The following is a 10,772-nucleotide window of genomic DNA, read 5'->3' on the forward strand; positions in this document are numbered from 1 at the left end:
CCTGGCCGGAATGAACCGGCTACTTCCAGACTATGCTGCCAAATGACGTTTTGAGAGACCGCTCGTCAATGCCCTGTCAAATCGTCTCAAGCGGCTGTGCAGTCATGGGTGCGGGAAAGATGCCTTCGACTTCGGCCAGAATGGCGGGTGTCAGCCCCAGTTCGGCGGCGCGCAGGTTCAGCGAGACATGGGCGGCATGGCCGGTCTTGGGGATGGCGATCATGCCGGTTCGGTTCAGGACCCAAGCCAGTGCCAGTTGCGCCGCGCTCAGCCCCAGCCCCTGCCCGATCCGGTGCAGATCGGCATTCCCCGCCAACCTCCCCTGCTCGACCGGACTATAGGCCATCGCGGGAATCCCCTTGGCAGCCAGCCAGGGCAGCAGGTCCCATTCCGGCCCGCGCCGGGTGAGGTTGTAGAGGATCTGGTTCGCGGCACAGCGCCAGCCACCGGCGGCAAACAGATCCTCCATATCCGCGACCGAGAAATTGCTGACACCCCAATGGCGGATATGCCCGGCATCGCGCAGGGCCTCCATCGCGGCGACGGTTTCTGCCAAGGGCACATCGCCGCGCCAATGCAGCAAATAAAGGTCGATCCGGTCGGTCCCCAGCCGTTTCAGGCTGGCCGCGCAGGCCCGTGGCAGGGCACGCACCGAGGCGTTCCAGGGATAGGCCTTGGACACCAGGAACACCTGATCGCGGCGGCCCGATATGGCCTCGGCGACCAGTTCCTCGGCCGCGCCCTCGGCATACATCTCGGCGGTGTCGATCAGCGTCATGCCCAGATCCAACCCCTTGCGCAGGGCGGCGATCTCGGCCTCGCGGCGCGAAGCATGCTCGGCCATCATCCAAGTTCCCTGGCCAAGCGCGGGAACCATCTCTCCGTCCGGAAGGTTTGTGCGAGGGATCATGCCCCAATCCTGTTGCCATCGGGGCCGATAGGCAATCCCCCCATTCATCTTTCCCGCAGTCTGGTCCGAACACAATGAGTCCCTGCCCATGCAGCGCCTGACCTGCCCCAGATGCGGACAGCGTGTCTATTTTCAGAACACATTCTGCGCCTGCGGCACGCCGCTGGTCTTCGCGCCCGAGGCCGGAGGCTTTGTCAGCGACGCGCCCGCCTGTCCGAACCGCGACCAGATCGGCTGCAACTGGGCGGCAGAAAACGGCGGGCTGTGCCGATCCTGCGCGATGACCGGCACCATCCCGGACCTTTCAGTCGAGGGGAATCGCGATCTGCTGGCCCAAAGCGAGGCCGCCAAGCGTTGGGTGCTGGCCAATCTGGCGCGCTGGCGCTGGTTCACCGCTGCCGATTCAGGCCAGCGCGTCCAGTTCCGGATGCTGTCCGAACATGCAGGCCCGCATGAGGTCCCGGTCACCATGGGCCATGCGGCGGGCGTCATCACCCTGAACGTGGTCGAGGCCGACGACGCCCTGCGCGCCCTGCGCCAGCAACAGTTGGGCGAGCTTTATCGTTCGATGGTCGGTCATGTCCGCCATGAAATCGCGCATTTCCTATTCGAACGGCTTGCGCTGCTTCCCGGTTTTCTGGACGAGTTCCGCGCCATGTTCGGCGATGAACGCGCCGATTACGCGGCGGCACTGCTGGATCATTACAACCAGCCGCTGGCCAAGGGAGACACCTTTATCAGCGACTACGCCACCACCCATCCGCATGAGGACTGGGCCGAGACCGCAGCCCATATCCTGCATCTGGTCGACATGACAGACAGCCTGATGGCCTCGGGTTTGAACGGGCCGCAGATTCCGCCACCGGGCTATGATGCCTATGCCGATACCGATGCGGAACATCTGCTGACCGTGGCAACCTCGGTCGCGCTGGCGGTGAACGAGATCAACCGCGCCATCGACAATCCTGACGTCTATCCCTTTGTGCTGACCGCAACGACGCGGGCCAAGCTGGGCTTTGCCCATCGCTGGCTGTCACAGGGTGCTGCGATGACGCCCCTGCCCGCTTGACGCAGCGCCTGCGCCGATCCAGCCTGCGCGTAAAAAGGGATTCGCGATGGACGATCTGGAAATAGCCGCGCATGCCGCCGCCGAGCAGCCCGAATTTTCGCGGTTTCTGGGCATTCGCATCCTGCGGGCCAATGCCGATGAAGTGATCGGCGACATGCCCGCGACCGGCAATCTGGCCAATCGCAACGGCGTCCTGCATGGCGGCGCGATCATGGGATTCGCCGACAATCTGGGCGGGACGGCTGCGACGATCAACCTTGGGCCCGGCAAGGCCACGACCACCATCGAAAGCAAGACCAACTTCATCCGCCCCATCCATATCGGCGATACCGTGCATGGCCGTGCCATCGCGCTGCACAAGGGCCGGACGACGATGATCTGGCAGACCACAATCACCCGCAACGATGGAAAGGTCGCGGCCATCGTCACCCAGACCCAGATGGTCATGGACTGGAATGACGGCCGCAGTACAGGTCCGGCTTAACCCGCCCATTGTGTCCGGATTGCCCGATCGTCCCGGCAAAGAATGCTCGGGGCGTTGCCCAGTCCGTCATTCCGTGGCAATAGAACCCAAAGCAAAACGAAGACAGGTTCCCGTTATGACCGATTTCGCGCAGCGCCGCACCATGATGGTCGATACCCAGGTCCGCCCAAATGACGTGACCAGCTATCCTGTCATCGAGGCGATGCTCAACGTCCCGCGCGAGGAATTCGTGCCGGAATCCCGCCGCGACGTGGCCTATGCCGGCCAGAATATCGAGCTTGCCGCAGGCCGCGTCATGCTTGAGCCGCGCACGCTGGGCAAGATGCTTGAGGTGCTGAACCTTCAGGCCGGTGATCTGGCACTGAACGTGGGCGCAGCCTATGGCTATACCGCCGCCGTCATGGCCCGCATCGCCGAGGCCGTGGTCGCCCTTGAATCCGAAGCCGAGATCGCCGCCGAGGCGCAGGCCCGCCTGTCGGCGCAGGACGTGTTCAACGTCGGCGTCGTGACCGGCCCGCTTGAGGCGGGTTGTGCCAGCCAGGCCCCCTATGACGCCATCCTGATTGAGGGCGCGATCGAGCATCTGCCCGAAGCGCTGGCCGATCAGCTGCGCGATGGCGGCCGCATTGTCGCGCTGTTCCGCGAAGGCAATCTGGGTGTGGTCCGCTTCGGTCGCAAACTTGACGGCCGGATCAATTGGCGCTTCGCTTTCAATGCCGGCGCGCCGGTGCTTCCGGGCTTTACCGAAAAACGCGGCTTCGTCTTGTAAAATAATAGCCCCGGCAGGGGCAGGGAGAGGGCATGTTCCGCAATACGCTGAGACGTCTGAGAAGGCCGATCGCTGCCGCCCTGCTTGCCAGCGCGACCGCCCTGCCGGCCAATGCCGAAACGCTCGCCGATACGATGGTTGCGGCCTATCGCCATTCGGCCCTGCTTGAGCAGAACCGCGCCGTGCTGCGCGCCGCGGACGAAGACGCTGCGGCCGCGCTGGCGCAGCTGCGCCCGATCGTGCAATGGCTCGCGTCCTATACCTATCAGAATATCGAGGGCTTCGACGCCAACTCGGCCAGCCTTGGGCTGCAGGCCTCGATGACGTTGTACGATTTCGGCCGCAACGCCATTGCCATCGACATTGCCAAGGAAAACGTTCTGGCAACCCGCGCCGCACTTGTGGGCGTGGAACAGGACGTGCTGCTGGGTGCGATCGAGGCCTATCTGAACGTCCGCAGCGCCACCGAGCAGGTTGAGCTGCAACAGAACTCGGTCCGTGTTCTGGGCGAGGAACAGCAGGCCGCGACCGACCGCTTCGATGTTGGCGAGATTACGCAGACCGACGTGTCGCAGGCGGATGCCGCCCTTGCCGCCAGTCGCGCCGATCTGGCCTCGGCGCAGGGCGATCTGGAGGTTGCGCGCGAAAGCTACCGTGCCGCGACCGGCAAATTCCCCGGCAAGCTGGCCGCACCGCCGCCGACGCCGAAACTTCCGGCAAGCCTGGTCAGCGCCCGCGAAATCGGGCAGCGCACCCATCCGCTGATCCAGCAGGCCAAGCGCGAGGCCGCGGCCTCGGAATTGCAGGTCGCCGCCGCTGCGGCTGAGCGCAACCCGTCGCTGACCGGCGGCGCCGCCTTGCAGGCGCAAAGCAACAAGACGGTCAACACGGGCACCTCGGTCCGGACCGACAGCGCCTCGGTTTCGCTGGATATGTCGCAGACGATCTATTCGGGCGGCCGGCTGCCCGCCGCGCATCGCCGCGCGATGGCAAGCCGCGATGCCACCCGCGCCTCGTTGCTGAACACTGCGCGTCAGGTCGATCAGGCGGTCGGCACGGCTTGGGCGGGAATCGATGTGGCGCGAGCACAGATCAGCGCCATCGACCAGCAGATCGTTTCGGCCAGGCAGGCCTTTGACGGCGTACGCGAGGAAGCGACGCTGGGCGCGCGGACCACGCTGGACGTGCTTGAGGCCGAGCAGATCCTTCTGCAGGCGATGGCGGACAAGATCACCGCGGTCGCTAATCTCCAATTAGCACATTATCAACTTTTGTCGGCTATGGGTTTGTTGACGGTAGAAAACCTGAAACTGGGAATCCCGACCTATGACCCATCGGCCTATTACAAAGCAGTCAAGGACGCGCCTTTCACCAGCCGGCAGGGCGAAAGCCTCGACCGGGTGCTGCGCTCGATCGGCAAGAATTAAGGCGGTTGCCCCCTGCCGGGGGGCACACCATGCAGCATGACCTCGCAGGGCGCGGCGCGCAGGCTGAAAATGTCGGGGATGTTCTGGCCTCGATCCGGCGGCTGATTGCACAGGATCAGGTTGAGGGCGATGAGCCGTCGTATGCACACGCCGCGCCGCTGAACTCCCGCGCTGGGAATCCGCCCCTGATCCTCGCACGGCAGGATCTGGTCCTGGTTCCGGCAAAATCGGATTTGCGCCGTATTGCTGCAAATGCCCCTGTTCCGCTGGTCGAAGAACCCGCGCTGACCCCCGAAGAGGAAATCGAGTTCGCCGAGGCCGAGGCTGTCTTGGCCCGGATGACCTCGCTGCCCCGCCTGCTGGCTGCTGACCCCGTGCAAATCGTCCCCGATCCGATTGCGGCGATTGAGGTACCAGAGGAACTGTCCCTGACCGCCTTCGCGCCAGAATTGAGCCTGCCTGCAGAGCAAAACCTGTTCGCAGATGTGATGTCCGCACAGCCGGATCTGTGCGAGACCATCCGTGCCGTCCTGCGCGAAGAGCTTGCGGGGGAAACCGGTCTACAAATCAGCCACCAGTTGCGACAGCTGGTTCGGCTTGAGGTCGAATCCCTTATCCGCGAAATCTATTTCGAGGGGTAAGGCAGGCGCGGACCAACCGGGCCGCCTCTGTCCACCGATCCGTCAGTTCAGGTATTTCTCGGGATCGACGCTGTCGAAGCCGTTGCGGACCTCGAAATGGACGACGCCCTGATTGCGGGCCTTGCCCAGCGTGGTCCCGGCCCCGACCTTCTGCCCCTTGGTCACGGTGACATTGTCCAGACCGGCATAGACTGTCATCAGATTGTTGTCGTGGCGCATGACGATGATCGGAACCTGATCGGTATCGCGGGTGATCGCGGCCACCGTTCCCGACCCCGCCGCCGTTACCGGGCTGCCCGGCGCAGCGGAAATGTCGATGCCCTCATTCTTGCCCTTCTCATAGGCGCGGATGATCGCACCATTGGCGGGCATACGGAACTTGCCACTTCCCGATGCTGCGGTTCGTGTCTTGCCCAGGTCGGGGCTGGCCGGTTTGTCGACCGGCTTGTTCGTCGGCTGGGTCTTTTCATTCGGCAGGGGCTGCGCCGCCGAGGGCGGTGCCGGAGTCGGGCTGCCTGCCCCCGGCGCGGTGATTGCAGCAGTCGTTGCGGGACGCTGCCCGGCAACTGGAATAAGCAAGCGCTGCCCGGTGCGCAGCGTCAGGTTCGAGGACAGGCCGTTCCATTCGGCCAGATCCTTGACCGAGACATTGTATTTCCGCGCCACCGACCATGCGGTTTCGCCAGCGACAACGACATGCTGCCGAGGCTGGCTTGCGGCGGGCTGGGTCGGAGTCGGAGTGGTCGCGCCCGCCTGCGGCGGCACGGTCGGCGTCTTCATCCCCTGCCCGGCAAAGGGATCGCTGACCTGCCCGGTCGAGGACGTGACCGGGGTTGCCGCCGCCACGGGCGCGCCGGCGGCGACACGGCGTGGCAGCGCCACGACCGCGCCGGCATTCAGCGGCGCGGTGGCGGAAATGGCGTTGTAGCTGGCAAGCTGGCCGGCGTTCAGCCCCAGCCGCGCGGCGATGGTCGCGACCGTCTCACCCTGCCGCGCGATGGCCACCTGATAGCCGGGATAGCTGATGATGCCGCGATTGTCCGGCACCGGACGCGGCGGGGCGGCAGCGGCAGCACCTGCGGTATCCAAGGCCCCGCCACCCCAGCCACGCAGATCGGGGTCGAGGGTCGAAAGGTTCACCCCTCCCGGTGCATTGCATGCGACCAGTGTTGAAACCATGCCGACCATGCAGGCCAGCCGCCATGTGATTGCCATCTGCCCGTTCCTCACTCTGCGCGGCCGGGGATTATGTCTGTCCCAATCCCTCGACCAGCGGCACGAAGCGCACTTGCCGCAACTCGTCGTAATCAAATCCGTTTTCGGTCCGGCGCACACGGATCAGGGTCTGAACCGCATCCGACTGACCGACCGGTACCACCATGATACCGCCGGTTTTCAATTGCGCCAAGAGCGGGCCGGGCGGGTCTTCGGCTGCGGCGGTCACCATGATGCGATCAAAGGGTGCCTGTTCGGGCAATCCACGCGAACCATCCGCGACCATGGCGGTGATGTTGGACAGGCCGAAATGGCGAAAGATCTCCTCGGCCTCGGTCACCAGACGGCGATGGCGGTCGACCGTATACACACGGCGGCACAGCAGCGACAGGATCGCCGCCTGATAGCCCGAGCCCGTGCCGATCTCGAGCACCTTGTCGCGCGGCCCGACCTCCAGCGCCTGCGTCATCAGCCCGACGACCGAGGGCTGGCTGATGGTCTGCCCACAGGGAATCGGCAGGGGCGTATCCTCATAGGCGCGATCCTCGAAATGGCCGCGCACGAATTCGCCCCGGTCGATGCGCTCCATCGCCTCAAGCACGCGCGGATCGGTCACCCCACGCTGACGCAGGGCGAACAGAAAACGCATCTTTCGTTCCGCGGCCTCGGGTTCGTCGCTCATCGGCGGATCAGCCCTCTTCCAGAACGCGCAAGGCAGCCAGACTGGCGTGGCAGGTCAGGTCCGGGCGCATTGGCGTCAACGAGATATAGTCCTGCATATTGGCGTCCACGTCACTCCCCGGCGTGGCGGGCGAGGTCTGCGACCCGCCCAGAATCCACAGGAAGCGGCGGCCGTTCGGTGCGTGATAGGGCTCGGATTCGAAACGCACGCCACTGCGACGCCCTTGCGGCGCGACCCGCACCCCCTTGACCGAGGCCGCATCACAGGCCGGGAAGTTGATATTATAGAACAACCGGAAATCCGCGTCCGATGTCCAGTCGCCGCGGTCCAGAAGCTGGCGGATCAGGCGTGGACCATGTTGGCGCGCGGCCTCGAACGGATCGGCAAGGGTTGAGGTCCGCGTGCCCATGTATTGCGACAGCGCGATCGCGGGCAGGCCTTGCAGTGCCGCCTCCATCGCGCCGCCTATGGTGCCGGAATACATCACGTTTTCGCCGGAATTGTTGCCCCGGTTGACCCCGGACAGGACCAGATCGGGCGGATTGTCCCGCATCACGTCGCCCAGGGCCGCCAACACGCAATCGGCGGGCGAGCCCTCGGCGGCAAAGCGCCGGGGACCCAGCTCCGCGATCAGGGTCGGATGGACATAGCTGATGCAATGCGCGACACCGGATTGCTCAAACGCGGGTGCGACGGTCCAGACCTCGCCCTCGGGACCGGCAATCTCGGCCGCGATTTCGGCCAATGTGACCAGTCCCGGCGCGTTGATGCCGTCATCATTGGTGATCAGGATCCGCATGTCGCCCCCACTTCCTCAACCCGTTCCCGAAGGAATGGGCGAGCCGCGCCCCGAAGGGGCACCCGGTCCGCGATCACATCCCCGTCAAAACCATGCTTATCCGCGCCACACATCTGCGACAACCCGCTGCTTATGCAACTGCAGCGTTTGACGTCGGAGCGTGGCAAGGGCAGGATCAAAACGGGCAGAAAGCCGGGCAGAACATGCAGATATATCTTCCTATTGCTGAGGTGGTGGTCAACGCCTTCACCCTTGTCGGGCTTGGCGGCGTCGTCGGCCTGATGTCGGGGCTGTTCGGCGTCGGCGGCGGCTTTCTGATCACGCCCCTGCTGTTCTTTATCGGCATCCCCCCGGCCATTGCGGTGGCGACCGGTGCAAATCAGGTCGTGGCCTCGTCCTTTTCCGGGGTGCTGGCGCATTTGAAGCGCAAGACCGTCGATTTCCGCATGGGTTGGGTTCTGCTGGCGGGCGGGCTGGTCGGATCGTCCTTCGGGGTGATCCTGTTCAACAAGCTGCAGCGGCTGGGTCAGGTCGATCTGGTCGTGCAGTTATGCTACGTGGTCTTTCTGGGCCTGATCGGGGCGATGATGCTGCAGGAAAGCCTGCGCGCGCTGCATCGATCCCGGAAAAGCGGCCCGATCAAGCCGATGCGCCGCAACCAGCATGGTTGGGTTCATCGCTGGCCGCTGAAGGTCAAGTTCCGCGCCTCGGGTCTGTATATCAGCGCGATTCCAGTACTGATGGTTGGTGCAGCGGTGGGTGTGCTGGGCGCACTGATGGGGGTCGGCGGCGGCTTCATCATGGTCCCGGCGATGATCTACCTGCTGGGCATGCCGACCAAGGTCGTGATCGGGACCTCGTTGTTCCAGATTACCTTTCTGTCGGCCTATACCACTCTGATGCACGCCGTATCGTCCAACACCGTCGACGTCATGCTGGCCGTTTTGTTGATCGTGGGCGGCGTGGTCGGTGCGCAGTTCGGCACGACCCTTGGAGCGAAACTCCGGGCCGAGCAGTTGCGCATCCTGCTGGCGCTTCTGGTGCTGGCGGTCTGCGGCAAGCTGGCGCTGGACCTGTTCCTGAAGCCGGACGACCTGTATTCACTGACGCCGGGGGTGGTGGGATGATCCTACGCGCCCTCGCCCTGCTGATCGCATCCGCCCTGCCCTTGGCCGCGCAAGACGGGCCGCCCGCGCCGCCGCCAGAGCGCATCGTCGCGGACCTGTCGCGGGACGACGTGGACATCACCACCAGTTTCGACGGCTCGGACATCATCATCTATGGCGCGATCAAGCGCGAGACGCCGATCCCCACCACCGAACCGCTGGACGTGATCGTCACGGTCGAGGGACCTGCCCGCCCCGTCACCGTCCGTCACAAGGAGCGGCGCTTTGGCATCTGGGTTAATACCGGCAAGGTCGGCGTGGCCTCGGCCCCGAATTTCTATGTCGTGGCGACGACGCGGCCGCTGGAACGCATCCTGAACCCGGATGAGGACAGCCGCTACCGCATCTCGGTCCCGCAGGCGATCCGCGCCTTTGCCGGCGCATCCGAGGTCGAAGATGTCGTGCCCTATACCGAGGCGCTGGTCCGCCTGCGCGAGGATCACGATCTGTACCGGCTGGATGATGGTGCGGTCACCGTCGCCGAACAGACGCTGTTTCGCGCCGATGTCCGCCTGCCCGCGAACCTGATTGAGGGGCTTTACGGCACCCGCATCTTTCTCGTCCGCGACGGCAAGGTAATGGACACGTTCCGCGCACCGATCGAGGTGCGCAAGGTCGGGCTGGAGCGCTGGCTCTACCGTCTCGCGCTGGAACAGCCCTTCCTCTATGGCTTCATGTCGCTTGCCATCGCCGTCGCCGCCGGCTGGGGCGCCTCGGCCGCCTTCCGGCAGTTGCAGCGCCGCTAGGCGCTACGCCATTGAGTTTCTCTGGGACTATTTTATCCAGCACCAGCCCAAGAACTGTATGCGCAGAAAGCTTGCCGTGACCGCTATAAATTGAATTTCACCGGCCTGGTTGGGGATTGATTACCCATCAACAGCACGCGGCCTGCAATCAGGTCTGAGATAGCGGTTATCTTTCTAACGCTGAAGCGAAATCGACCACCCCAAAGCGATTAGGGCTGAGTTTGCGTGTCGCAAACCGTTATCAAATTCGGATACGGAAACCTCAAACTGGCTCGCCAACACTTCAATCAAGAAAATCCGCGTTAACGCCACCCTATCAACCGGTTGTGCGCAAAATTTCTATTGCCTCTCTGAAATACCCCTCAGGAACCACCTTAAGTACATCCCGCCGAAGTTTCTCAAGGATGCCCATCCAGGAAGAATCCCCTCGAGTATTTTATCTCTGCATGCGCAAGTACAATCTCGGCCCGGATCACGGTCAAATGGATATTATATTTGGCGTTCTAGAAATATATTATGTGGAGAACCTCTGGCGAATTCAGGCCGCAAGACGAAACGATTTGCGATCCGCATCAATCACCTCTGACTACAGAGAAAATGCAAATATTTGAGCCACCATTGGATTTACCCCCTCAGGCTGGACCACGGGACTTCATCGAACTAAGCCGCCTTCTGAGCGATTAGCGTTTCGAATTCCTCGGGTGGGCGGTAGCCGAGGGCTGAATGCAGTCTTCGGATATTGTAGACCTGCTCGATGAAGACCGGCAACCGGCGGGCGACATCGGCGAAAGTTTCGTATCCGGCGAGATAGACCTCCTCGACCTTCAGGGTCTTCATGAAACTCTCGGCCTGGGCATTGTGATA

12 protein-coding genes are annotated in these 10,772 nt (G+C 63.5%); 7 read left to right on the forward strand and 5 right to left on the reverse strand.

Features of this window, described 5'->3' with window-relative positions; genetic code table 11:
• Positions 1 to 76 precede the first annotated feature (76 nt).
• Positions 77 to 910, reverse strand: a complete 834-nt coding sequence (locus IB235_RS21255; RefSeq protein ID WP_225612516.1) for an aldo/keto reductase — start codon at positions 908 to 910, stop codon at positions 77 to 79.
• A gap of 88 nt (positions 911 to 998) precedes the next feature.
• Here IB235_RS21255 and IB235_RS21260 point away from each other — a divergent pair, with 88 nt between their 5' ends.
• From IB235_RS21260 to IB235_RS21280, 5 genes are all read left to right on the forward strand, one after another.
• Positions 999 to 1,979 (forward strand): putative zinc-binding metallopeptidase, encoded by a 981-nt coding sequence (locus tag IB235_RS21260; RefSeq protein ID WP_192338427.1) that lies wholly within the window; start codon positions 999 to 1,001, stop codon positions 1,977 to 1,979.
• A 46-nt stretch (positions 1,980 to 2,025) separates the two neighbouring features.
• Entirely contained in the window at positions 2,026 to 2,463 is a 438-nt protein-coding gene (locus tag IB235_RS21265; RefSeq protein ID WP_192338428.1) for a PaaI family thioesterase, read from the forward strand.
• A gap of 115 nt (positions 2,464 to 2,578) precedes the next feature.
• Positions 2,579 to 3,232, forward strand: coding sequence for a protein-L-isoaspartate O-methyltransferase (locus tag IB235_RS21270; protein WP_155039025.1), 654 nt, complete (start codon positions 2,579 to 2,581; stop codon positions 3,230 to 3,232).
• A gap of 32 nt (positions 3,233 to 3,264) precedes the next feature.
• Positions 3,265 to 4,659 (forward strand): TolC family outer membrane protein, encoded by a 1,395-nt coding sequence (locus IB235_RS21275; RefSeq protein WP_155039026.1) that lies wholly within the window; start codon positions 3,265 to 3,267, stop codon positions 4,657 to 4,659.
• Positions 4,660 to 4,688: 29 nt separating this feature from the next.
• Complete coding sequence (locus IB235_RS21280) at positions 4,689 to 5,300, forward strand: hypothetical protein (RefSeq protein ID WP_192338429.1); 612 nt, start codon at positions 4,689 to 4,691, stop codon at positions 5,298 to 5,300.
• A 42-nt stretch (positions 5,301 to 5,342) separates the two neighbouring features.
• Here the strand turns inward: IB235_RS21280 and IB235_RS21285 are convergent, their stop codons facing one another.
• From IB235_RS21285 to surE, 3 genes are read right to left on the reverse strand one after another with little or no spacing between them, the layout of a single operon-like run.
• A complete protein-coding gene (locus tag IB235_RS21285) occupies positions 5,343 to 6,515 on the reverse strand; it encodes a LysM peptidoglycan-binding domain-containing M23 family metallopeptidase (protein ID WP_225612517.1) in 1,173 nt (390 codons plus the stop codon).
• A gap of 31 nt (positions 6,516 to 6,546) precedes the next feature.
• Complete coding sequence (locus tag IB235_RS21290; RefSeq protein WP_155039028.1) at positions 6,547 to 7,197, reverse strand: protein-L-isoaspartate(D-aspartate) O-methyltransferase; 651 nt, start codon at positions 7,195 to 7,197, stop codon at positions 6,547 to 6,549.
• Positions 7,198 to 7,204: 7 nt separating this feature from the next.
• A complete protein-coding gene (gene surE, locus IB235_RS21295) occupies positions 7,205 to 7,996 on the reverse strand; it encodes a 5'/3'-nucleotidase SurE (protein ID WP_155039029.1) in 792 nt (263 codons plus the stop codon).
• Between the two features lie 203 nt (positions 7,997 to 8,199).
• On the opposite strand from surE, the gene IB235_RS21300 reads away from it, so the two are divergent.
• Together IB235_RS21300 and IB235_RS21305 are read left to right on the forward strand one after the other, a co-directional pair.
• On the forward strand, positions 8,200 to 9,123 hold the full coding sequence (locus IB235_RS21300) for a sulfite exporter TauE/SafE family protein (protein ID WP_155039030.1): 924 nt from the start codon (positions 8,200 to 8,202) through the stop codon (positions 9,121 to 9,123).
• Positions 9,120 to 9,908: a TIGR02186 family protein gene (locus IB235_RS21305; RefSeq protein ID WP_192338430.1), complete on the forward strand. Its 789-nt coding sequence runs from the start codon at positions 9,120 to 9,122 to the stop codon at positions 9,906 to 9,908. Before IB235_RS21300 ends, IB235_RS21305 begins: the two co-directional genes overlap by 4 nt.
• Positions 9,909 to 10,568: 660 nt before the next feature.
• Here IB235_RS21305 and IB235_RS21310 read toward each other — a convergent pair.
• The coding region (locus IB235_RS21310) for an integrase core domain-containing protein (protein WP_192338431.1) at positions 10,569 to 10,772 on the reverse strand (204 nt) is incomplete at its 5' end.

The organism is Paracoccus sp. PAR01 (genome assembly GCF_014851995.1).
GTDB lineage: Bacteria > Pseudomonadota > Alphaproteobacteria > Rhodobacterales > Rhodobacteraceae > Paracoccus > Paracoccus litorisediminis.